Origin of the sequence: Pigmentibacter ruber, from assembly GCF_009792895.1 — a bacterium.
In the GTDB taxonomy this organism is placed as follows: domain Bacteria; phylum Bdellovibrionota_B; class Oligoflexia; order Silvanigrellales; family Silvanigrellaceae; genus Silvanigrella; species Silvanigrella rubra.
In genome coordinates, this window is record NZ_WSSC01000004.1 from 96,936 (window position 1) to 120,784 (window position 23,849).

The 23,849-nt window shown below is 30.8% G+C and carries 17 protein-coding genes and 1 pseudogene; 11 read left to right on the forward strand and 7 right to left on the reverse strand.

The window, feature by feature from the left end:
• Both GOY08_RS12000 and GOY08_RS12005 read right to left on the reverse strand, forming a co-directional pair.
• Entirely contained in the window at nucleotides 1-936 is a 936-nt protein-coding gene (locus tag GOY08_RS12000) for a hypothetical protein (protein ID WP_158999161.1), read from the reverse strand.
• Nucleotides 933-1,439: a hypothetical protein gene (locus tag GOY08_RS12005; RefSeq protein ID WP_158999162.1), complete on the reverse strand. Its 507-nt coding sequence runs from the start codon at nucleotides 1,437-1,439 to the stop codon at nucleotides 933-935. Before GOY08_RS12005 ends, GOY08_RS12000 begins: the two co-directional genes overlap by 4 nt.
• A gap of 193 nt (nucleotides 1,440-1,632) precedes the next feature.
• On the opposite strand from GOY08_RS12005, the gene fumC reads away from it, so the two are divergent.
• Nucleotides 1,633-3,027: a class II fumarate hydratase gene (gene fumC / locus GOY08_RS12010; RefSeq protein WP_158999163.1), complete on the forward strand. Its 1,395-nt coding sequence runs from the start codon at nucleotides 1,633-1,635 to the stop codon at nucleotides 3,025-3,027.
• A gap of 21 nt (nucleotides 3,028-3,048) precedes the next feature.
• Here fumC and GOY08_RS12015 read toward each other — a convergent pair whose 3' ends face one another.
• The gene (locus GOY08_RS12015) at nucleotides 3,049-4,005 is read right to left on the reverse strand and encodes a hypothetical protein (protein ID WP_158999164.1); all 957 of its coding nucleotides are present in this window, start codon (nucleotides 4,003-4,005) and stop codon (nucleotides 3,049-3,051) included.
• Between the two features lie 254 nt (nucleotides 4,006-4,259).
• Here GOY08_RS12015 and pheS point away from each other — a divergent pair, with 254 nt between their 5' ends.
• From pheS to GOY08_RS15575, 4 genes and pseudogenes are all read left to right on the forward strand, one after another.
• Nucleotides 4,260-5,384, forward strand: coding sequence for a phenylalanine--tRNA ligase subunit alpha (gene pheS / locus GOY08_RS12020; protein ID WP_158999165.1), 1,125 nt, complete (start codon nucleotides 4,260-4,262; stop codon nucleotides 5,382-5,384).
• A 23-nt stretch (nucleotides 5,385-5,407) separates the two neighbouring features.
• A complete protein-coding gene (pheT, locus tag GOY08_RS12025) occupies nucleotides 5,408-8,242 on the forward strand; it encodes a phenylalanine--tRNA ligase subunit beta (RefSeq protein ID WP_158999166.1) in 2,835 nt (944 codons plus the stop codon).
• Nucleotides 8,243-8,363: 121 nt separating this feature from the next.
• Nucleotides 8,364-9,026: pseudogene (locus GOY08_RS15760) on the forward strand (glycosyltransferase family 39 protein); the annotation flags it as partial.
• A gap of 27 nt (nucleotides 9,027-9,053) precedes the next feature.
• Nucleotides 9,054-9,944 (forward strand): hypothetical protein, encoded by an 891-nt coding sequence (locus GOY08_RS15575; protein ID WP_235899677.1) that lies wholly within the window; start codon nucleotides 9,054-9,056, stop codon nucleotides 9,942-9,944.
• Here the strand turns inward: GOY08_RS15575 and GOY08_RS12035 are convergent.
• Nucleotides 9,941-11,839, reverse strand: a complete 1,899-nt coding sequence (locus GOY08_RS12035; RefSeq protein ID WP_158999168.1) for an alpha/beta hydrolase family protein — start codon at nucleotides 11,837-11,839, stop codon at nucleotides 9,941-9,943. The genes GOY08_RS15575 and GOY08_RS12035 overlap by 4 nt on opposite strands.
• Nucleotides 11,840-11,951: 112 nt before the next feature.
• Between GOY08_RS12035 and GOY08_RS12040 the strand changes: the two genes are divergently transcribed.
• The 4 genes from GOY08_RS12040 (at nucleotide 11,952) to argF (ending at nucleotide 17,958) form a co-directional block, all read left to right on the forward strand.
• The gene (locus GOY08_RS12040; protein WP_158999169.1) at nucleotides 11,952-12,674 is read left to right on the forward strand and encodes a TVP38/TMEM64 family protein; all 723 of its coding nucleotides are present in this window, start codon (nucleotides 11,952-11,954) and stop codon (nucleotides 12,672-12,674) included.
• 101 nt (nucleotides 12,675-12,775) lie between these two features.
• Nucleotides 12,776-13,897, forward strand: coding sequence for a glutamine-hydrolyzing carbamoyl-phosphate synthase small subunit (carA, locus tag GOY08_RS12045; RefSeq protein ID WP_158999170.1), 1,122 nt, complete (start codon nucleotides 12,776-12,778; stop codon nucleotides 13,895-13,897).
• Nucleotides 13,890-17,012 carry a carbamoyl-phosphate synthase large subunit gene (carB, locus tag GOY08_RS12050; RefSeq protein WP_158999171.1) on the forward strand — a complete coding sequence of 1,041 codons (3,123 nt, stop codon included), beginning with the start codon at nucleotides 13,890-13,892 and terminating at the stop codon, nucleotides 17,010-17,012. The genes carA and carB overlap by 8 nt, the downstream gene beginning before the upstream one ends.
• A gap of 1 nt (nucleotide 17,013) precedes the next feature.
• Nucleotides 17,014-17,958, forward strand: coding sequence for an ornithine carbamoyltransferase (gene argF, locus GOY08_RS12055; protein ID WP_158999172.1), 945 nt, complete (start codon nucleotides 17,014-17,016; stop codon nucleotides 17,956-17,958).
• A 24-nt stretch (nucleotides 17,959-17,982) separates the two neighbouring features.
• Here the strand turns inward: argF and lepB are convergent, their stop codons facing one another.
• Nucleotides 17,983-18,690 carry a signal peptidase I gene (gene lepB / locus GOY08_RS12060; RefSeq protein WP_158999173.1) on the reverse strand — a complete coding sequence of 236 codons (708 nt, stop codon included), beginning with the start codon at nucleotides 18,688-18,690 and terminating at the stop codon, nucleotides 17,983-17,985.
• An 85-nt stretch (nucleotides 18,691-18,775) separates the two neighbouring features.
• Here lepB and GOY08_RS12065 point away from each other — a divergent pair, with 85 nt between their 5' ends.
• Together GOY08_RS12065 and GOY08_RS12070 are read left to right on the forward strand one after the other, a co-directional pair.
• A complete protein-coding gene (locus GOY08_RS12065; protein ID WP_158999174.1) occupies nucleotides 18,776-20,833 on the forward strand; it encodes a site-specific recombinase in 2,058 nt (685 codons plus the stop codon).
• Nucleotides 20,834-20,849: 16 nt separating this feature from the next.
• Nucleotides 20,850-21,944, forward strand: a complete 1,095-nt coding sequence (locus tag GOY08_RS12070; protein WP_158999175.1) for an alkene reductase — start codon at nucleotides 20,850-20,852, stop codon at nucleotides 21,942-21,944.
• 21 nt (nucleotides 21,945-21,965) lie between these two features.
• Here GOY08_RS12070 and phnD read toward each other — a convergent pair whose 3' ends face one another.
• Both phnD and GOY08_RS12080 read right to left on the reverse strand, forming a co-directional pair.
• Complete coding sequence (gene phnD / locus GOY08_RS12075; protein WP_158999176.1) at nucleotides 21,966-22,913, reverse strand: phosphate/phosphite/phosphonate ABC transporter substrate-binding protein; 948 nt, start codon at nucleotides 22,911-22,913, stop codon at nucleotides 21,966-21,968.
• 137 nt (nucleotides 22,914-23,050) lie between these two features.
• Nucleotides 23,051-23,848, reverse strand: a complete 798-nt coding sequence (locus GOY08_RS12080; RefSeq protein ID WP_158999177.1) for a MetQ/NlpA family ABC transporter substrate-binding protein — start codon at nucleotides 23,846-23,848, stop codon at nucleotides 23,051-23,053.
• Between the last annotated feature and the right edge of the window lies 1 nt (nucleotide 23,849).

The following is a 23,849-nucleotide window of genomic DNA, read 5'->3' on the forward strand; positions in this document are numbered from 1 at the left end:
CTAATGTTTTTCCTCAACAACAAAAAAATGAAAACTTCTTAATCTACTATCAAAATCTTTAAAGCGTTTTTCAAAGCGCATAAGGCAGACTACTTCGGTCATTTTTCCAGGTTTTACATTCACTATAAAGTGGTGCAATCTATCAAAAATAAGTTTTATACCTAAGCCACCACTTACTCTTTTTCCCATAGATTCTGTTTTTTGATTTTCATCAATATACTGCATAACAGTTTTTTTACTTAAAGTACCAAAAGGATCACTGACAGAAATTCCAAATACTTCTCCGTCAAAACCCCACTTCATTTTTACCGTTTCACTATCTTCCAATTCAAATGCTTCATGGCGCGCACAATTTTTCATCCGAGGATTTGCATCAAAAACTGCATTTAATAATAGCTCATCTGCAAGTTCACAAACTCTATGTGCATAGTGTTGAAAACGTTCTGTATTTCCACCAATTTTAATAATAAAGCCTTCGAGATTTGTAAGCGCTTCTCTTTTATCAATTTGATTTTTAATTTTTTTTTCATTAAAAATTGAGGGAAATCCGAGGTGTTTATCTAAACCTGGATAATCTTTTGTTTCAAACTTTTTTAATAACAAAATTAACTCTCTAGCATCAAATTCACCGTTATTTGTTGCAACAAAGCATTGAATATTAGCACAATCCATTAAACTAGGAATCACTTTTTGCAGAGACTCTTGTAAAATAACTATAATTCTACTTTCTGGGTATGAAAAAGAAAACTCTTTAAGAAAGTCTACTTTTCTTGCATCTGCAAACAAAAAAAATCTTTCATGCTTCTCTTTTGCTGCAAAAATTTTTGCTTCTTCTTCTGTTTTACATGGCTGAAAATCAACTCCAGCCGAACGTGTTAACATTCCCAATTTATTTTGAAAAGCTATGGAATCAGGTAAGAAGCAAACAACTTTCAAGCCGCTTCCCCCTTAAATCGTTTGATATTTGAAGAAATAAAATAAAAATATTCATTTGGTTCAAAATCAATTTCTAGGTCTAGTCCGTCTTTACTCTTCATCACTAAATTAAAATCATCATAGCTTTCTTGAATTGGAATTTCTTTTCCTAATGTAAGTAACAGCGTTTCATGTGTATCATTTGATGGACAATAAAAATTAGCTTGAATACTTTCAACTAAGGTTCTCTCGCTTAAAAAATCACTGATATTAAATTGCTCGACCAACCATCTTGGAACATTTATATAGATACATTTCCCATCTTTAAACTCATCAAGTATTTTGTACCATGCTAATATTCCGCATGAATTAGCTCTTTTTACTTTTGAGAAGTCTAAGCGTATGATTTTATCTTTCGAGTTTGCAAAAGCTTGCTCCAAACCCTTTTTGATTTTTTCAATCGAAGACTCTTCATTAAGTAGCCCTGAAAACTCAACGCTTGAATTGTTTACTACTACTTCCATCCGTTTCACCCCAAAAGTACACAATATTTTGTTAAATTAATATCGGTCTTAATTCTGACCTCTTTAGTTCATCAGAAACTTGCTCCAAGCTTTGACCACACCTATAAATATCTAGCTAGCCTTTTTCCAGGCGCTTTTTATTTATCGAAAGGAAGCTTTTTTCTTTCTTCTCTACCTTTTAGGAGATTCTACTATGTCTACTCGGATAGAAACAGATAGCATGGGCGAAATTGCAGTGCCACAAAATGCTTATTGGGGTGCACAGACTCAACGGAGTTTTCAAAACTTTAAAATCAGCGGAGAGCGATTTCCTCGTGTATTTATAAGAGCTTACGGTCTAGTCAAAAAAGCGGCAGCTCAAGTAAATTCCCATCTCGGTGAGCTAGATGCTGAGAAAGAAAAATATATCAGTCAAGCAGCTGACGAAGTGATTGCTGGAAAATTAGATGAACACTTTCCGCTTGTCGTTTGGCAAACCGGATCTGGTACACAGACTAATATGAACTTTAATGAAGTCATCTCTAACAGAGCTATTGAACTCGCTGGAGGACAAATTGGGAGTAAGAAACCTGTTCATCCCAATGATGACGTGAATAGAGGACAAAGTACGAATGATAGTTTTCCAACTGCAATGCACGTTGCTGCTGCGATTGCTATTCATGAAAATTTCATTCCTGCAATTGATAAAATAATTGCTACCTTTGAAAAAAAAGCAAAAGAATTTGAAAATATAATTAAAATTGGACGTACACACTTACAAGATGCAACTCCTTTGACACTTGGCGATGAAATCAGCGGATGGGTAGTTCAATTAAAAATGTCTAAAAAAGCCGTCTTAAATGCAATGGAAATGATTTATGAATTAGCCGCAGGAGGAACTGCGGTTGGGACGGGCTTGAATTCCCATAAAAACTACGCTTCTGGGATAGCAAAAAAATTAGCGGAATTTACGAAAATTCCTTTCATCACTGCTCCAAATAAATTTCAAGCATTAGCTGGACAAGAAGCCCTAGCAACACTTTCTGGTGCCTTAAATACAACAGCCACTGCATTTATGAAAATCGCGAATGACGTTAGATGGCTTGCAAGTGGTCCTCGTTGTGGAATAGGCGAAATTTCTATTCCAGAAAATGAACCAGGAAGTTCAATCATGCCAGGTAAAGTGAATCCAACTCAAAGTGAAGCTGCAACGATGGCTTGTTGCCAAGTCATGGGAAATCATGTTGCTGTTACTGTAGCATCTAGCCAAGGAAATTTTGAACTAAACGTATTTAAGCCTGTAATTATTCATAATGTTCTTCACTCAATTCGCCTAATGACAGATTGTTTTCTTGGTTTCGAAGAACACTGTGCAAGTGGCATACAAGCTAATACCCAAAGAATTAAAGATCTCATGGAAAAATCTTTAATGTTGGTTACAGCTTTAAATACACATATTGGTTATGATAAAGCAGCAAAAATTGCTAAAACTGCTCATCATAATGGAACAACACTAAAGGAAGAAGCTATAAAATTAGGTTACCTTACTGCAGAACAATTTGAAGCTTGGGTTGATCCTAGTAAAATGCTTTCTCCTCACGGTAAGTAATAAAAATAACTTAAGGCAAAGTTATTTTCCTATCCATTCAATATATATAATTCCAGGACGTCCATTTTGCCCATCTTCCCCTGGAAAACCATCCCCACTAGCCGATCCCATTACACGATCTCCTCCTTGATGAGGAGCTCTTTCTTTGCTGCCAATTCCACCTTTACCTCCAACACCAACATAAACAGTGAATTTTGTTCCAGGAGTAACATTTAAAGTATGTTCTTCGATAATACTGTGATAGCCATTCAAGCCGTCTCCTCCTTTGCCCCCAATTCCACCATGAAAATAACGCGATTGTCCGTTAGCAAAGTTAGGATACTCAAAATAGCTTCCGTGTCCTCCCCTCCCACCTCTTCCTCCAAATCCGCCTAAACAAACAGCATATTCAGTAAATTTTGAATTTATTTTCATGGTATTATCTATATTTTTTGTGTTTTCAGATGCTTTTGAAAATGTCAAAGGGCCAAAGATTGAACCTTCTCCTTCCTTGCCTAATGTACCAGAGATTTTTGCACTAACTGCTTGTGGATATCCATTTGCCGTTTTTTCTGCTGAGTACCACCCACCAACTTCTTCGCGATATTTTCCTAATTGTCCCAATTGCCCAGGTTGTCCTGAGTGATGTCCATTTGCTCCTCCTCCTGCACTGGCATTTCCACCCCAAGAAGCACCAAACCAACTTCCCATGTAGTAAGAAGCACCTGCTCCACCTGCACCACCACCCCCTCCAGCATTTCCACCTGAACAACCAATTACTTTAACTGAAGTAACATGTTCTGGAACAATCCATTCACCTTGATAAGGAGAAAAGCTGCCATCGGAATTCATTTGTGCTGTAAAAAATTTTGAATTCTGGTTTGACAAAATATGAATTTCAGGTGGATTCACTTTTACTTTTTCTTCTTCTTTGTCTTTTTTACAAGAGTTTAACACAATTAATAAGCAAAAAAGTGATATTTTTTTAAATTGATACATATATGGCTCCCTTTAAATATTTTAATAGAAACGATGATGTTTAAACTTAAAAAAATTGGAATTTCCTCAGACATAGCGCAGATAAATTTCAGAAAAATAAAAACTAATAGAAAACTAATTCAACTTTGCTTGACTCTTTGCTATTTAACAGAGTCAGTATATAAACAGCTTGGCCTGACGTGTCCGGGAAATATTGTTTTTTGCTTATATTTTCATCAACATTTAAGTCAGATTTTGCAGGAGTAATAGGTTATATGTCAAAATCAGAAGAAATCACCCAAATATTAAATGCCTCATATTCTATTCAATATCAAAATATTGAAGAATTAAAGACACTTATTCAAAATGAAAAATCTGTCTTTATCCAAATTGTTGGGCAAGAAGGAAAACGCAATCCAGATTTGGCAATTTTTTCTTCTGAAATTATTGAAGAGATTCGTATTCGCTTTTCAGGGAAACGTTCTCCATTGCAAGAATGGCTAAAGTCTTTGCGCAATATTCCTGCTGATGAAAGAAAAAATGCTGGAGCAATTATCAATGAACTTAAGCTTGAAATTGAAACTAATTTAAAAACATTTCTGGAAAATTATCGTCTGTTAGCAGAAGCAAAAAAACTCGAATCTGAAACAGAAGATATTACCTTACCTTTCCCTAAATTAAATTTAGGGACAAGACACCCCATTTCTGTTGTTATGCGCGAACTACTCGAACCTTTTCAAAGAATGGGATTTTCAGTCGTTGATGGTCCAGAAATAGACACGAATTTTTATAATTTTGATGCTTTAAATGTTGTAAAAGATCATCCTGCACGAGAAATGCAAGATACTTTCTTTTTGGCAAGCGAATGGGTTCTAAGAACGCACACAAGTAATGTACAAAGTCACGCCATGATGGAAAGAAACCTACCTCTTAAAATCGTTTGCCCTGGCTGCGTTTATAGAAATGAATATGACATGACTCATCTGCCTAGTTTCAGACAAATAGAATGTTTAGTGGTCGATAAAGGAATTCACTTAGGGCACTTAAAACATACAGTAAATGAAATGCTAAATGCAGCTTTTGGAAGACCTGTGCAATTGCGTTTTCGCTCTAGCTATTTCCCATTTACGGAACCTAGCGCAGAAGTAGATGTTCAATGCCAACAATGTCTAGGAAAAGGCTGTCGCAGTTGTAAATATGTAGGCTGGTCTGAAATAGGTGGATGCGGTTTAGTTAACAGAAAAGTCCTAGAAAGCTGTGGTATAGATTCCTCAATTTATAGCGGTTTTGCATTAGGATTTGGTATCGACAGAATGGCAAAAGATAGATTTGCAATAGCAGACCTGCGTTCCATGTTAGATGGAGATATTTCGTTTCTTAGCTCATTTACTTTATCATAATTCCCTCAAAGAAGGTAACAACAATGCTCGCTAGTTTAAAATTTATAGAAAGATTTATTACTCTACCTAAAGTAAAACAAAATTATAAAATTAATGGTAAAGAAATTGAAACTCAAACTTATGATCTTCCAAAAATAACTCCCTATTTAACAAAACAAGGCTTTGAGATAGATAGTATTATTAAAAAAGGAGAAGGTCTAGAAACAGTTGTTGTAGGAAAAATTGAAAAAGCAGAACCTCACCCAAATGCAAATAAATTACAAATTTGTCAAGTAAATATTGGAGACAAAGAAAATAAACAAATTGTTTGTGGCGCAAAAAATGCAAGGGAAGGTTTATATGTTGCTGTAGCTCTTCCATCCACAATATTACCAAATAATTTAGAAATAAAAAGTTCTAAAATTCGTGAAGTTGAAAGTAATGGAATGTTATGCTCACGAGAAGAGCTCGGATTGCCAATTATAAAAGAAGTTGATGGCGATGGTATTTGGGAAATTTCTGAGGATCAGCAAGGAGGAAAACCTCAAGATTATCTTAATAAATATTTAGGATTTCCTATTTTTGAAGTTTTAGAAATTTCAGATACTTTATTAGAAATTAGTGTTACTCCAAATAGACCAGACATGTTATTCCATGCTGGAGTTGCAAGAGAAATTGCGGCTGCCTTTGATAATTTAAATATTCCTTATACAAAAAATACATTTGACAAATATTCTTTAAAAAGCCTAATTAAATCTGAAACAATAAAAAATGATGCTATAAAAAATACTGAATTAAAATGTGGTCAAATCAGTTTTTCTGCTGAAAATACTATTGACACTCCAGCATTTTTTATGCTTGTTGACTCCGTGCAAGTGAAGCCTAGCCCAGCATGGTTGAGAAATTTATTGGAAAATCTTGGGCAAAATTCTATTAATAATATAGTAGATATATCAAATTATCTATTATTGGGTTTTGGACAACCAAGTCATGCATTTGATTTAGAAAAGCTGCTTTCAAAAAATCAAAATGAAAAGAAAATTTATTTAAGACAAGCTCATGAAAATGAAAAATTCACTGGATTAGATGGCAAAGAAAGAACTTTAGATCCTAGCGACCAAGTGATTAGTGATGTTGAAAGAATTCAAGGTTTACTTGGAGTACTTGGTGGTGAATTCTCTAAAGTAACAAAAGATACAAAAAAAATAGTGATTGAATTTGCCAATCCACATCCTGTTGCAGTAAGAAGATCATCAAGAAGACATGCAAGACAAACTGAAGCAAGTTTCATGTTTGAGAAAGGAATTGATGCTGCTGAAAGATTTTTTGCTGCCGCTGAATATTTTGCTTTAATGGAAAATTTACAAAATATTAAACCAGTTTATTGTGGAACTGTTCATTCTTATGATAAAACCAAAAAACCACAGATCAAAACTGAATTTCCTATAAACAAAATAAATTTTTTATCTACATCCCAGGAAAAAATTCTAGGAACAAATATTATTTCATTTGAAAAACAATTAAAAATATTGGCTTCACTGGGGTTTGAACTTGAAAATATAACAAATACATCAGCTACAATTAGTGTACCTACATGGAGAAGTTTAGATATAGATGGTCAAGCAGATCTTGTAGAAGAATTTATTAGAATAGAGGGGATTGATTTAGTTCCCCCTGCTCCTATGATTACATTTACGAACGTTAATTACGATGATAAACAATTCAAATACTTTGAAAAAATAAGCTCGCGTTGTGCTTCACTTGGTTATAATGAAGTAATCAGCTTGCATTTTATGCGTTCGGATGAATATAAAAAATTAAAACTAGAATCAATTAATGCATTAGGTGAGCCTGTTGCTCTTTTAAATCCTATTATAGGTGATGAGCCTTTCTTGCACACAACTCTTATTCCAGATTTACTAAGAAAAGTTGCAAAAAATTTAAGTTATGGCAATAATAGTGGACAATTATTTCACATCTGCAGAACATATCAAAATCGTGATATAGAAGGAAATAGAATATTTGAAAATAATAATTTAGATCAATCCATAGCTACAGAATTAAAGAATGCAAATATTTCTCTAAGTGAATATCATTTTGCACAAGGATTTTCTTATACAAAAGAAAAAACTCAAAAAGGAAGACCAGTAGAAACTCCAAGATTAGCTGGTGTAGTATTTGGAAATAAAGTTGAAAAAAATTGGCAAAATACTTCTGCTATAAAATGGTCATTACATGATATTTTAGCACATGTATCATCTCTATTAAATTGTATGGATTGCGAACCTTTTATCTTTAAAATTATTGATGACAAAAACAAAGAATCTGAAGATTTAAAATTTCACCCGTTCGCCGCAGCTTTGCATCCTGGTAGAAGAGTTGGAATATTTTTAAAGTCACAACAAAGTAATGAATTTATTTCTGTTGGTTGGTGTGGAGAACTCCACCCTCAAACAATGCGCAACTATGAAATAGATGTTCCATGTCTTGCATTTGAAATAAATGTTTCTTTATTAATAAAACAATTAAATACCCCAAAAAGTTTTATTAAACATGCTATATTAACTCAAAAATTTCCTACTATTTCCAGAGATTTTGCGTTTTTAATAAGTGAAAGCATAACTGCAAAAGAAATTCAGGATAAAGTTAAAAGTTCATTAGAAAATCTTCTTGCAAAAGAAACACCTGCAATATTTCAAGAATTAAATATTTTTGACATTTATAGAGGTAAAGGAGTCCCAGAAGATAAAAAATCCATCGCATTTAATATTCTTCTAATTCCAACAGAAAGAACTTTCACAGATAAGGATATTCAAAAAATATCAAATACTGTTATCCAAGTACTCAGTAAAGAATTTAATGCTGAGCTAAGAGGATAATTTTTTTCATTCCTTTTCAGTCTAAATTTTGGCTAGTTTCTTTTTTTAAGAATATACTGTAAAGTAATACGGATAATATTAAAAAAGAGAAACACAATTGACCAAAAGTAAAATAATATTAATGAAAAAATATTTAAAAGAAAACTTCCATTACATCAATATTTTTTCCCTACTATGCATATTTTTTATTTTCCATTTTACCTGGAGTAAATATATTCCTATTGCGGATATTGAAGCATATTATTGGGATTGGTCAAGGGATTTATCTTTAGGATATTACGATCATCCTGGAGCAGTCGCTTGGTTTTGTAAGCTTGGAACATATATAACAAATAACAGCAGTAATTTAAGATTTTTTGTACCAATTTTTAACTTTCTAACATGTATTTTTTTAATTTTATCTTACACACAAATTTGTAAAATTTTAGAAAAAGAAGTTTCTATCAAAAAAATTTATTTCTTAATTTTAATTTTTAATACTATACCGGTTTTTAGTTTTCAGAGCTTTATATTAATGCCTGATTTCTGTCTCCTGCTATTTCTTTCAGCTTACTTATATTTATTACTAAAAATAATTTATTATATGAATATAAAAAATAAATTTTCCTATTATATATGTTTTCTTTTAGGAATATCTGCAGGCATGGGAGCCAATTCTAAATATCACATGCTTCCTATCATCTTTGCAAATTTAATCACTATTTATTATTTTAAATTTCTAAAAAATAAATTTTATATTTTTATTTTTTTCTTTTTATTATCTTTTATAATAACATTTCTTCCAACCCTAATATGGAATTTTAATCACGGAATGGTATCTTTTATCTTTCAATTAAATCATGGTTTTGGGAGTAAAGAATATTCATTTTGGAATCCATTTCTATTTGTCATAGAGTCTTCACTTTATATTACCCCAATCATTTTTTACTATTTTATAAGAAAAACAATGATTATTAGGAGGCCGTTAGAAACTATAACTTTAGAATTTAAGATAAAATGCCTTTTAACTATGCCAATTTGTTTTTTACTTATTGTCTTTTTATTTGCTGCATTTTTTGATAAAATTCCACCTTATTGGCTTTCACCAGTATTCATTATAATTATACCTTTGTATATTTTTGATCTTGAAAAAATTAATATTTTCGAAAAAAATGTTTTAATTTTATCTATTATAGTATCAATAATTATTCCAACATTTTTAAGTTCAAGAGAAATAAGAAATTATTTTATTGCTATTACAAATGGAAAAATTGGCTATAAACTGTTTTTTTGGGATATTTTAGCAAATGAAAAAATTGAACGTATTGCTAATTTAAAAATTCCATCTTCCGTAAATTTTGAAAAAATAAAAGAATCTGGTTGCAAAAAAGATGAAACAATAATTGCTACATTAAACTGGACATGGGCTGCACAACTTGCTTTTCATTTATCTAACAAACCATATGTATATAATTTAGATTATAAAATTAAAAGTTTTTATAACTTTAGAGATGACATAGAAAATTTAAATAACTGTAAAATTTTGTTAATTTCAAGTAATACTAAAACCGAAGATTTTTTATACCAAATTAGGAATATTGATTTTTTAAAAGTAATAGAGATAAAAGAATTTTCAACTAAAGAAGAATTTCATAATTTAAATATAGTAAGAGGAATATATTCTTTACCCAAAGAAAAAATGGAAGTCATAGATAACTTTTAATCTCTTAAATACTTTTGAAAAAATTTTAATTCTTTTTCCAAAACTTCAACTATACTTTCAGCCTTTTTAAATCCATGACCTTCACCAGAAAATATATAAACTTCATGATAGATATTATTATTTTTTAATGCAGCTGCTATTTTTTCAGTTTGACTAACATTTACAACGGGGTCTTTATCGCCATGAAAGAAAATAATTGGCGTTTTAATTTCATCTGCAGAATTGATTGGTGAACGATTAAAATACAATTCTCTATTACTTAAAACTGAACCACCTATTAAACCTTGATCGTAATATGCTTCAAATTTATGAATATGTTCTGTCATTGCAATTAAATCAGCAATTCCATATGTACAAGAAGCACAAACAAATTTATTATTTTTAACTAAAGCAGATAGTAATGTAAATCCACCTGACGAACTTCCTGCAAGAATTACTTTATCTTTATCTATTAAGTTTTTCTCAACTAAATAAGTAACAGCATCTATACAATCTTCAACATCTTTAATTCCCCAATGTCCTTTTAATTCTTCTCGATAAGATCTTCCAAAACCAGTGCTACCTCGATAATTTACTTCTAAATAAGCAAATCCTCTACTAGTATAGTATTGAATTTTTGGATTCATTAAACAATCAACATTTGCTGTTGGGCCTCCATGAATTTTAACAATTAATGGAGGGAGTTTATTTTCTTCATTCAAGTGATCTGGATTAAATGGGGGATAATAAAAAGCGAATACTGATTTACCATCTCTTGATTTAAACTCAATTTCCTTTGGTTTTGAAACATATTTTGAAGGAAAAGAATCATCTAAAGATTTTTTTAATATTTTAAAGTTGAAGGGTTCATTCCTACTAGCAGAAACCACAGCCAAGGCTAATAAACTGTTTCCTGCAAACATTACAATTTGATTTTTATCTGCTGCAATATTGTAAATTGTTGATAAATGATTATTAATTTCAATAAATCCATTATTTTTTAAATAAATCTTTCCAGTTTTCCATATCCCTTTTTCACAAAAAGTAACTAGCAAGATATCTTCTTGTAAAAAGCAAAAAGTTCTAGTTCCAGAGATCCACATTGGTCTACCAAAATCACAATTTTTTTCTAATATAATTTGGAAAGAGTTATTGACTATTTTATATATATTCCAATAATTATTTCCATCAAAAGCTACATAAAGTTCATTTTTTGGACTCCATGTTGGCTGATAACATGCACCTTTTCTAGAGGCAAAAATTTTTCTAATATTTTCAATTTTATTTTCAGCATTAATATCAGCTACAAATAATTCATTTTCATCCCAAGGCATATTTGGATGATTCCATTGCAACCAACAAAGCATTTTTCCATCAGGACTAACCGAAGGATTGCTATAAAAGTCACTGCCAGTAAATAAAACTTCAGTTTCTTTACTTTCTAGGTTTATTCTTACAATTTCTGTTGGAGGAAATTGCTCTTTAGTAGAATCATTCTTTCTTAAACAATAGAGAAAATTTTTATTACTATCTAAAGAAAAGTCAGCATATCTTCCAGCGAATGGTAAAGTAACTGAACTGATTTCTTCTGTAATCAAATTTTTCCGATAAACAATACCATCTTTACTATTTGCGAAAAACAGCTGCTTGTCTTTTACAAAAAAAGCCCCTCCTCCATACCCATGCACCATAGTTCCTACTGAAAATTCAGATGGCGTTTCATCACAAAGAGAACCGCCTGGCTGAGCTGAAACAATTACATTCCGTCCCATTTCATCGGGGCGAGATTCACCCCAATACACAACACCGTTATCAATAAACAAATCAGTAAATGATACTGATTTACTAGCTAAATCCTTAGCTTGAAAAGGTGAATCCCAAAATCCATAGTCATTTTTATTGAAGCTTTCTTTCATTTTAAAAACCTGTATCTGAAAAATAAAATATGTCATGATATAAAAAGAATTCAAAATCTATTAACATAGAGTGAACGTCTCTTCTCTCTGTTATAGTTTTAAAGGAAATTGTGTGAAAAACAAAATAATTTTAATATGTATTATTATTTTAGCATTTTTAATTGCAAAATATCTTAATATATCAACAAATAACCAGGAAGAAATAAATGCATTTAGTTATTTTAAGGAGCAAATAGATACTTTAAGAGTCCTGTATCTACAAAATAAAATTATATTCATAATATTTTTATCTATTATTTTTTATTTATTAAATATTGCATTTATTCCATTTATTGGTCCATTTTTTGTTCTATTAGCAGGTGCTTTACTAGGGCCTATATTCACAACAATATTATTTTCATTTTTAGTTTCTATTTCCTATACTTCATCTTTTTTAATAGTTAGAACTATTTTTATTAAGATTCATTTACTTAAAAAGTTTAACAAAAAATTTGAATATATAGTCAAAGGATTTGAAAAAGATGGTTGGGTTTATCTACTTTCAGTTAGACTAGCAGCAGTAATTCCAGCAATAGCAATAAATATTGGGATGGGTCTCACTAGAATTCCTACAAAACACTTTTATCTCGCTACTCAAGTAGGGACATTGCCTATTATAGCAGTATACGCATATGCAGGAAGCCAAATTCAACAATTTAAAAGTTTTAACGATCTTGTTTCGCAAGACTTTCTCCTTATTATGGTACTCATTGCTATATCTCCAATTGTTTTAAAACTCATAAGTGAATCAATTTTAAAAAAACGTTCTTCCTCAAAAAAAAAGATTGACAAGTAACAATTTTAAGTGCAATTATAATCCAATTTTTGGCTAAATGCTGAGGCCTCGCTTTTAGCCGTCAATATTATTCCTGAATTTATTTTTATTGGAGAATATTTATGCAGGCATCTTTATTATTAGAAGATGGCTCCTTTTTTCGTGGCCAAAGTATAGGGTTTCCAACAGAAACAACTGGTGAAATTGTTTTTAATACTGCTATGACAGGGTATGAGGAAGTCCTTTCAGACCCTTCATATTTAGGACAAATAGTTTTGTTTACTAGTAGTTATATAGGAAATACTGGCATTAACTTTGAAGATTTAGAATCAAAACAAATGTATGCTGAGGCTCTCATTTGTAAAAATATACCAGCTTATGCAGATAACTATCGCTCTAAAAAATCCCTGCATGAATTTTTATATCATCAAAAAAAATCTGCTATTTTTGATCTTGATACCAGATTATTAGTGCAAAAAATCCGTAACTCTGGCTGTCTTTACGGGATTATTTCAAATACTGATAATGATATTAATTCCTTAAAAGAGAAATTAATTCAGTCACAGAAAAAAATCTTAGCGAATACAGTTTCTATCTACAGTAAGACAGAAAATACTATTAGCTTAAAAGCAAAAACAGGACAAAAAAAATATAAAGTAGCAGTTTTTGATTTTGGAATAAAACAAGGAATTCTTGATTGTTTATCTAACTTAGGATGCGATATTTCGCTGATCCAGTATCCTTATTCTATTGAAGCTTTAGATGCCATCCAACCGGATGGCATTTTTTTTAGCAATGGATCTGGAGATCCTAGTGTTTTAGCCGAAGAAACAAATATATTAAATGATATGCAAAATATATTCTCCAAATATCCTTGTTTTGGAATTTGTTTAGGACATCAACTTATTGGACTTAGTTTTGGAGCTAAAATTAACAAACTAAATAGCGGTCATCACGCTATCAACCATCCAGTAAAATCATTTCTTACCCAACCTCATAAAGTCATGATAACTTCACAAAATCATAATTTTGTTGTAGATATTGAAAACATAAAAAACGAATTTGAAGTCACTCATATACATTTAAATGATAATACTTTAGCAGGCATGAAGCATAAATATTTGCCTATTTATTCAGTTCAATTTCATCCTGAAGCAAATCCTGGACCAAGAGATGCTGAAGAAATATTTCATTACTTTATAGAATTGATGAATACTTTTAAAAAAGAGAAAAATAATGCCTAAGAACTTAAATATAAAAAAAATATTAATTATTGGATCTGGACCTATTCAAATAGGTCAAGGTTGTGAATTTGATTACTCTGGAACTCAGGCATGTCTTGCACTTAAAGCAGAGGGATATCAAATTGTTTTAATAAATTCGAATCCTGCAACAATAATGACTGATAAAGAAACAGCTGATAGCATCTACATTGAACCAATTACTTTTGAATATGTTACAAAAATAATTCAAGCTGAACTACCAGATGCAATTCTTCCTACAATGGGTGGACAAGTTGCATTAAATTTATTTATGGAACTTTCTGAAAAAGGTATTTTATCAAAATATAATATTAAAAATATTGGAGTTGATCCGCATACTGTTTCCTTAGCAGAAGATAGAAAGCTATTTAAAAATTTAGTTTTAGAATTGGGTTATGATGTTGTAAAAGGGGATTTGGTTAAAAATAAAGAAGAAGCTTTAAAATTAGCAGAAAAATTAAATTATCCTTTAATTATTCGGGCATCATTTACTTTGGGAGGCACTGGGGGAGGAATTGCCTATAATCAAGAACAATTCGACCAATTAATAGAAGCAGCATTTTCAGCTAGTTCTAATCATGAAGTTTTAATTGAAGAATCAATTATTGGTTGGAAAGAATATGAATTAGAGGTCATGCGAGATTGCAATGGAAACTTTGCGGTTATCTGTGGAATTGAAAATATAAATCCTATGGGTGTACACACAGGTGATTCTATTACTATTGCTCCGTGTATGACTTTAACAGACAAAGAATATCAAATTTTAAGAGACTCAGCGAAAAATATATTTGAAAAAATTGGGATGAAAACAGGTGGAGCTAATATTCAATTCGCTATTCATCCTGATACTGGAAGAGTTGTTGTAATAGAAATGAATCCAAGAGTTTCACGTAGCTCTGCATTGGTTTCAAAAGCTACAGGTTATCCAATCGCAAGGATTTCAGCTAAATTAGCGGTTGGGATTACTTTAGATGAAATAAAAAATGAAATAACAAAATCAACAAGTGCTGCATTTGAGCCTGCTATTGATTATGTTGTTGTAAAAATTCCTAGATGGGATTTTGAAAAATATAAAGACGCTGATCCAACTTTAGGTATTCAGATGAAATCCGTTGGAGAAGTTCTTGCTTTTGGGCGTTGCTTTAAAGATTCTTTTCAAAAGGCATGGCGTTCATTGGAACAAAATATTGATGGCTGGCAAGCGACAAAATTATTATATTCTGAAAGCGAGATAAAAAACTTATTATCAAATGCTACGCCTAGTTTGTTTAGCTATATTAAAAATGCTTTTTATTTAAAAATAACTGTAGAAGAAATTTATAACATAACTAAAATAAGCAAATGGTTTTTATATGAATTAAAAGAATTATTTGACTGCGAGCAGGAAATAATTCATGCAAATTTACCTCTTGAATATTCAACGATTTTCAAAGCTAAGAAGTATGGTTTTAGTAATCAACAAATATCTGAGTTAAAAAAGTTAAATGTAAATGAAATTGAAAATAGCTTAATACAGTATAAAATAAAACCTACTTTTAAAATGGTTGATACTTGTGCAGGAGAATTTGAAGCTCAAACACCCTATTACTTTAAAACATATGAATCTTTTGATGAAAATAAGATCTCAAAAAATAAAAAAATTGTTATTTTAGGAAGTGGGCCTAATCGAATTGGTCAAGGTGTAGAATTTGATTATTCTTGCGTTCATGCAGTAAAAGCAGTGCAAGAACTTGGTTATGAAGCCATATTGATAAATTCCAATCCAGAGACAGTGAGTACTGATTTTTACATCTCTGATAAATTGTATATGGAACCCTTAACAAATGAAGATGTATTAGACATTTTATATGCAGAAAATCCTGCTGGAGTATTAATACAATTTGGAGGGCAAAGCCCATTAAAACTTGCAAAAAAAATAGAAGAAGCTGGATTTAAAATACTAGGGACATCTTTTAAATCTATTGAATTAGCAGAAGACAGAAAATTATTTGGTTCTATTCTAAAGAAAAATGGGATTGCTGCTCCAAAGTTTAACACAGCCTTAACAAAAGAAGATGCCCTAAAAATTGCAGAAGATATTAAATATCCTGTTTTAATTCGTCCTTCTTTTGTCCTAGGTGGCCGAGGAATGGCTATTGTTTATACAGAAAAAGAATTGATTGAATATTTTAATCAAGCCATCGATTTAGATCCCACAAAACCTGTTTTAATCGATAAATATCTTAATGGTGCAATTGAATTTGATATTGATTTATTGTGTGATGGAAAAGATATTTTTATTCCAGAAATCATGGAACACATTGAAGAAGCTGGTATTCATTCAGGAGATAGCAGTTGCATTATACCACCTTTACATGTGAGTAGAGAATTAAGAGCTAAAATATTTGAAACTTCTAAAATTCTTGCACTAGAATTAGCAGTAATAGGTTTGATGAATATACAATTTGCTCTTTTTGCCGAAGAATTATATATTTTAGAAGTAAACCCAAGAAGCTCAAGATCAATCCCATTTCTTTCAAAAGCAACTGGAATTCCAATGGCTAAACTTGGGGCAAAAATTTGCTTAGGAATGGATTTAGCAACTTTAAAGTCAGATTTAAAAATCATTCTGAATGAAAAATACTCTTTAAAAGTTCCTGTTTTTCCTTTTCATAAATTCCCTTCCTTTACCCCAAAACTAGGCCCAGAGATGCGATCCATAGGCGAAATAATGGTTCAAGCAGATAGTTTAGGAGAATTATATACTAAAGGATTTATCGCTGCAGGATATAATTTAAATTTAAATGGGGGAATATTAAATTGCACAAAAGATATTTATTATAAAATTCTTGAGAACGAACTTCCTATAACTTCAAAATTTTCTTCGAAAATAATCCATTTAAATGAAAATTTTGAAAAAAATAATGTAATAGAAATGATAAAAAGTAAAAAAATATCTGTAATTCTAATTTCGCTAAAAGATAGTGAAAATTTAGATTTAGAATTTATTCCCCAATTATTGAAAGTTGCAGTTCAATATAAAGTACCAATTGCTTCAACTACTCGTTCAACTTATTCCGCTCTAAAAGCTTTATCATTTTTAAATGAGGGAAAGTAATATGAATCTTAAAGGAAGATCTTTAAATAATTTATTTGATTTAAATATTGAAGAATTTAATTATATTTTAGAATTAGCACATCAGGTAAAAAATGAGAAAAAAAACAATATTTTCCCCAAAAGGTTACAAAATAAGAATATTGCATTGATCTTTGAAAAACCGAGCACTAGAACACGTTGCTCTTTTATTGTTGCTGCAAGTGATGAAGGCGCTCACGCTGTAGCGTTATCAAATACTGAAATACATTTGGGTGAAAAAGAAAGCATTGAGGATACAGCTAGAGTTCTTGGAAGAATATTTGATGGAATTATGTTCCGAGGATTTAAGCATAAAACTCTTGAAATGTTGATTCAACATGCAAACGTTCCTGTATGGAATGCTTTAACTGATTTACATCATCCAACTCAAGCACTTGCTGACATTATGACTTGTCAAGAATATCTTGGTAAATTAAATAGAAAAAAAATTGTTTATTTAGGTAATGGGGATAATAACGTAACTCATTCACTTATAATAGCTAGTTGTATGCTGGGAATGCATATAGTAATTTGTTGCCCAGATTCTTTCCAGCCAGATAAAGAAATTATTCAGCAAAGTATACAAATAGCTAAAAAAACGAATGGCACAATATCTGTATTAAGTAATCCTCTTGAAGCCGTAAAAAATGCTGACTGTATTTATACTGATGTTTGGATTTCAATGGGAGATGAAAACAAAGGAAATAATGAAGAAAAATGTAAACAACTTTTACCTTACCAAGTTAACAAAAAATTGATGTTGGCTACAAAAAACTCTGAATGTTTTGTTCTCCACTGTTTACCAGCATATAAAAATATGGAAATTTCTTGTGATGTTTTTGAAGAAAACAACAAATTTATTTTTGATTTAGCAGAGAATAGAATGCATAGTATTAAAGCTATAATGCTAGCCACTTTAATTAACTAATTGTTGTTTCTTAATATTTAATTATTAATTTTTTATTGGCATAAACCATCTATCATTTCTAAATCCAGGTATGATAGTTCCAGGCTTATCAAATGTAGAGTAAGCTATGCTGAATGCTCTACCATATATTCTATCTTGATCCATAAATCCCCAAAACCTGCCATCTGCTGAGTTGTCTCGATTATCACCAATAACTAATAATTTTCCTGGAGGAACTACCCAAACCTGCGTTTCACTATCAGTAATACTATTCCATTTGCGTTTCAAAATAAAATGCGGTTCTTTACTGAAACCAGATTCAAGAAATAAATTATAAGCCTCACCAGACTCACCTCCTCCAAGATTCTCCATTGCAGTTCTATCAGACTGTAATTCTTGTTTTGCAAGAACACCATTTATTGTTAAAATACCATTTGTAAAGGTAACCTTATCACCAGGAATTCCCACTACTCTTTTAATTAAAGTCAAACTATTTTCTGATTCAGGTCCTTGAAAGACTACAATATCTCCTCTTTCTGGCTGAGCCCAACTATAAATACGGGTTTGCATAAAAGGCAGCATAATTCCATAAGATAATTTGTTTACGATAACATGATCACCAATTTTCAAAGTTGGTAATAGAGAACCTGTAGGAATGACATACCAATTTAAAAAGGTAGAACGGAATATGAAAATTACTGATATGATCGTAATAATTGATCGGAGTTCCTGAATTAGCTTAGCTTTGTTCATATAATCTTAAACCTCATTTACAAGAGTCAAACAGGGTATATCATACACTGACACAATTGCGAGTATATGTAAAAGGAGTTGTATTTTGAAATTATTTAAACAAATAGCAAGCGGAATAGATAAATTTATACATGCTGGCAATTTAAAGTACGATTTAAACTCTATCCTTTCAAGTGCCAATCCTGATGTATCTTTGGAAGAAAGAATAATTTGGATTCAAAAGTTAATGTATTGGATCCGTTCAACTGAAAAAATTCCGCTTCAATTTGATTCATCTATAGGACAAATTCACACTGCGCGAGTGAGCTTTATTTTACAATTATTAGATAGAAATGTTGAATGGAAAATAGCTGTTTCAAAAACTTTTAGATCTGTGATTCAAGAAACTAATTCATTACAACTGTTTTGTGATACAGGCTTACCTAAAGAAGTTGGTTTTTTGCAAGAAGCAACAGACAGATTTTTAAATAAAATAATTCCCACACCACCAGATGATAAAGAATTATCAGAACTTTTTTTGAAAATATTTCCCCGGACTGAAGATGCAATTTGGGTAAAAAATTTAAGTAAAGAAACAATAGTAAAAATTGTTGAATTATTTGAATATCAAACAAAAAATGAAAATCTTTGGGAAAAAATAAATTTTGAAATAACCGAAGCAATATGTATAATTGTTAGTCAAATTCAAGCAATTGGTCTATCTGATGGGGTTAGAAAAAGAACTAACTTAAAATCTATAAAAGAGTCACCTTTTTTACTTCTTAATGAATCTATTGATGAGTTTTTAAAGTATCACACAGACCAAAAAACAGAGACAATAATAAATTCTATATTGAAGTGTAATCAAAATATAAAATTATGTAGATATGCAATTCAAGAAGTTTTTCAGCATTTAGAAGATTATGGAATTAGCGTTACTTTAGTTTATCAATTAGAAAAGTTAACATTTCATTTAGATCGATTAGAGGTTTTATTGATTTTTCTTTATTCAAGAGAGAGTATTTATAATTCAAATATTATCCAAAATTTTATCTCAAAACTGATTAAAGAAAGCTTAGCAAAAAAAAGCTTAAAGGCACTAATTCAAACAAATTTAAATCAATTATCTAGAAAAATCGCTGAAAGAGCAGGAAAAACAGGTGAACATTATATTACAAGTAACAAAAAAGAATATTTTTATATGTTTAAATGTGCCGCTGGAGGTGGTATAGTTACAGCTTTTACAACATTTATTAAATTTTTTATCGTAACTACTAAATTACCACATTTTTTTGAAGGATTTTTTGCTTCAATAAATTATGCAGCAAGTTTTGTTTTCATTCAACTTTGTGGTTTTACACTCGCAACTAAACAACCTTCAATGACAGCTGCAGCACTTGCTGGAAAATTGCATGATATAAAAGAAAGTTCTTCCTTAAATAACTTCATTGACGAAATTACAAAATTAACTCGTTCGCAGTTTTCAGCCATACTAGGTAACATCATTCTTGTTGTCCCAATATCACTATTGATTGATTTTTTGTACAAAAAAGTCACTGGGCATAGTGCAATAACTCCGGAGAAAGCATATTCCACAATCCACTCATTTAGTATTTTTGGCCCAAGTCTTTTTTATGCAATATTTACAGGTTTTCTTTTATGGTTATCTAGTTTAGCTGCAGGATGGATTGAAAATTGGGCGGTATATAGAAGACTTCCTGAAGCTATAGCAAAAAATAAACGTCTCATATTTTTACTTGGAACTGAAAAAAGTGAAAAACTTTCTAAATTTTTTGCAAATAATATCTCTGGATTTGGGGGAAATATTTCTTTAGGTTTTATGCTAGGTATGACTCCACAATTTGGTAATTTTTTTGGAATTCTTCTTGATATAAGACATGTAACTTTAGCTTCAGGATCTTTCGCTTTTGCTTTATCGGCATTGGACTTTACAAATGTTAATAAATATGAGTTTATAAATGCATGTTTAGGAATTGTTATGATTGGTATTTTAAATGTGTCAGTCAGTTTTTATTTAGCTTTATCAGTTGCTATTAGAGCTAGAAAAGTTCAAAGTGTAGAAAGAAAACAAATAAGAGTAGCTATATTTAAAAGACTTATTTCTTCTCCACTTGAATTTTTATATCCATTTTCAAAAAAGTAACATTTTGGAGCAATTCATGTCTAATCTTTTTGATCCAATTAAAGTTGGTGATTTGACCTTAAGAAATAGAATAATTTTAGCACCATTAACAAGATGTAGAGCTAATTATGAAAGAGTACCTAATGAATTAATGGCTGAATATTATTCGAAACGTAGTCAATTTGGCTTACTAATTACTGAAGCTACTTCTGTTGAATTACAAGGTGTAGGTTATCCCAGAACCCCAGGAATTTGGAATGATGAGCAAGTAAATGCTTGGAGTAAAATAACTGATGCAGTTCATAATAAAGGTGGAATAATATTTCTACAACTTTGGCATGTAGGAAGAATATCAGATAGTGTCTATACAAATTCTTCACCTGTAGCCCCGAGCGCAGTTAAACCTAATGGCAGAATTTCATTAATTCGCCCTGAAAAATATTTTGATACACCAAGAGAATTAAAACAAACCGAAATTAAAGATATAGTGAAAGCATTTCATAAAGCTGCACAGAATGCAAAAAAAGCAGGTTTTGATGGCGTAGAAATACATGGTGCAAATGGGTATCTACTAGATCAATTTCTCCAATCCTCTACAAATTTAAGAAATGATGAATATGGTGGAACATTATCCAAAAGATTAAAATTTCCTCTAGAAGTAACAGATGCTGTAATAGATGTTTGGGGTTCTGGACGAGTTGGCTACCATATCGCCCCACGTTGCGATGCTCATGATATGAAAGATGAAAATCCTTTAGAAACATTTAGCGCTTTATTATCTGAGCTTTCAAAAAGAAAAATTGCATTTATTTGTGCTAGAGAGCATCAAGCGCAAGATAGTATAGGCTCTAAATTACGAAAACTTTTTGATGGAGTCTATATAGCAAATGAAGGTTTTACAAAAGAATCTGCTGAAAAGATTATTTTAGATGGGCACGCTGATGCAGTTGCATTTGGAAAACTAAGTATTTCAAATCCTGATTTAGTAAAAAAGTTTGCAGAAAATTTACCATTAGAACTACCAAACCCAAAAACTTTCTATGGTGAAACTAAATATTTATTTAATCAAGCGGAACCTATGCCTCCTCAAGGTTTTTATGAGAGCGATCATTTAGGTTACACTACATACTAAAAACAAAATAAAGTTAATTAGTTACTTTTTGCTAAATATATTAGCTATATCCAATCCTGATGTTTCAACTTCCTTAACAAACTCATCATAATCTGTAGTGTTACTTTTTAGCGGAATGACTTCTTGCATATTATTTATGCTATTAGGATATTTTTTTATACAATCAGCAATCGCAGGAACTAATTTTGCTTTTAGTTCATCACTTAAACCTTTTCTTGCATAAACAGGTTCATTAGGGATAGGTTTCGATAACCATAATACTTTTGTTTCTTTAGCAATATTAGGATAGATATTAATCACTTTACTTCTTGCATCATTTATTTTTTCTGGTTTTCCTTCGTCCTTCTTTTTTCCATCTTTATTCGCTGCAGAAATAGCTGGAGGGTTATAGTATGCAGCCGTGGCATCCACTTGACCTTGCATTAAAGCGATAATCGATGCATCCATGCTTCCAGTTGGAACTTCTTGTGCAAATTTTTTATTATTTTTTTTCATTAGAATTTTTGGGTATATATAACTAGAAGCAGAACTAGCATCGGAATATGCAAATTTTTTACCTTCAAGATCTTTCACATCTTTTATATTTGAACTTGATTTCACAAAAATTGCAGATTGATACGTAGTAGTCCCATAACGAATAACTTGCAATAAAGGCTCAGCTCCAAACTTATTTTTAGCAATTAAAAAACTAACTATATCACCAAATGCGAGATCAACTTTTTGCGCACCAATAGCTTCTACAACCGCTATGTAGCTATTTGGGACTTGGATATTAATAAAAATTTTTGATTTTTCTTCAATACATTTTGCAACAGGTTTGGCATTATCTAGAGCTTTAGTTGCGTGCCCAGAAGGAACAATAGCTATTTTAAAAGGATTATTTCTTGAACCTAGTTGATCTGCAGCAACTACACTATTTGAAATTAATGTAGAAAAAAAAATGCTTGTAAATATTTTTAATTTCATCATAAATACCTCAATTAAACAATTAATCACAAAGCAAATATTATTTATTTCACTTTATTTGTCAAAATTAAAGAAAATAAAATTAAAAAAGCCTTAAAATGAACTTTTCATTTTAAGGCTTTACTCAAACAAAGTTTAGCTTACCAAGCAGGAACTGCACCAGGAAACAATTCTTGTGTTTTCTTTAAAACTTCATTAGAATTCATGACAGCTTTTAATTTATCAAATACCTTTTTAGATTTATCAGATTCCTTCACAACAATAACATTTACATATGGTTTAGCAGTTTTAGGATCTTCTTTTACTAATGCATCAGCCGGGACAAAACCTGCATTTTTAACAAAATCATTATTTAAAACAGCTGCAGCAACATCTTGAACTGCACGCGCAGCTTGGGCTGCATCTACACTTTTTATAATTATATTTTTTGGATTTTCACTTATATCTTTTGGAGTTGGCAATTCACCAACACCATCTTTAATTTTAATGATACCTGCAGTTTTTAATAGATTTAAAGCTCTACCTTGATTGCTTGGATCATTAGGAATAATAACGACTGATTTATCTGTTAATTCAGATAAACTTTTAATCTTCCTAGAATAAACACCCATTGGATAGATAAAAGTATTCCCAACAATTGCTAATTTATATCCTTTTCTAGCTTTTGCTTGTTCTAAAAATGATACAGTTTGAAATATATTTGCATCTATTTCACCAGAATTTAAGGCTTCATTAGGAATTTGATAGTCTGCAAAAGTAACTGTTTTAATTTCAAGATCATATTTTTCTTTAGCTAATTTTTTGGCCACTTCAAAAACTTGAATCATTGGACCTGCTGTTATTCCAACTTTTAAAACATCTGAAGCAAAAGCAGAAATAGAATAAATTGTAGAAATAAATGACAAACCTATTACTGAAAATAATTTAGCGAATTTCATA

Coding starts and splice junctions, on each gene's coding strand:
- GOY08_RS12005 (WP_158999162.1), bottom strand. CDS start 1,439: ATGGAAGTAGTAGTAAACAATTCAAGCGTTGAGTTTTCAGGGCTACTT.
- fumC (WP_158999163.1), top strand. CDS start 1,633: ATGTCTACTCGGATAGAAACAGATAGCATGGGCGAAATTGCAGTGCCA.
- GOY08_RS12015 (WP_158999164.1), bottom strand. CDS start 4,005: ATGTATCAATTTAAAAAAATATCACTTTTTTGCTTATTAATTGTGTTA.
- pheS (WP_158999165.1), top strand. CDS start 4,260: ATGTCAAAATCAGAAGAAATCACCCAAATATTAAATGCCTCATATTCT.
- pheT (WP_158999166.1), top strand. CDS start 5,408: ATGCTCGCTAGTTTAAAATTTATAGAAAGATTTATTACTCTACCTAAA.
- GOY08_RS15575 (WP_235899677.1), top strand. CDS start 9,054: ATGGTATCTTTTATCTTTCAATTAAATCATGGTTTTGGGAGTAAAGAA.
- GOY08_RS12035 (WP_158999168.1), bottom strand. CDS start 11,839: ATGAAAGAAAGCTTCAATAAAAATGACTATGGATTTTGGGATTCACCT.
- carA (WP_158999170.1), top strand. CDS start 12,776: ATGCAGGCATCTTTATTATTAGAAGATGGCTCCTTTTTTCGTGGCCAA.
- carB (WP_158999171.1), top strand. CDS start 13,890: ATGCCTAAGAACTTAAATATAAAAAAAATATTAATTATTGGATCTGGA.
- argF (WP_158999172.1), top strand. CDS start 17,014: ATGAATCTTAAAGGAAGATCTTTAAATAATTTATTTGATTTAAATATT.
- lepB (WP_158999173.1), bottom strand. CDS start 18,690: ATGAACAAAGCTAAGCTAATTCAGGAACTCCGATCAATTATTACGATC.
- GOY08_RS12070 (WP_158999175.1), top strand. CDS start 20,850: ATGTCTAATCTTTTTGATCCAATTAAAGTTGGTGATTTGACCTTAAGA.
- phnD (WP_158999176.1), bottom strand. CDS start 22,913: ATGATGAAATTAAAAATATTTACAAGCATTTTTTTTTCTACATTAATT.
- GOY08_RS12080 (WP_158999177.1), bottom strand. CDS start 23,848: ATGAAATTCGCTAAATTATTTTCAGTAATAGGTTTGTCATTTATTTCT.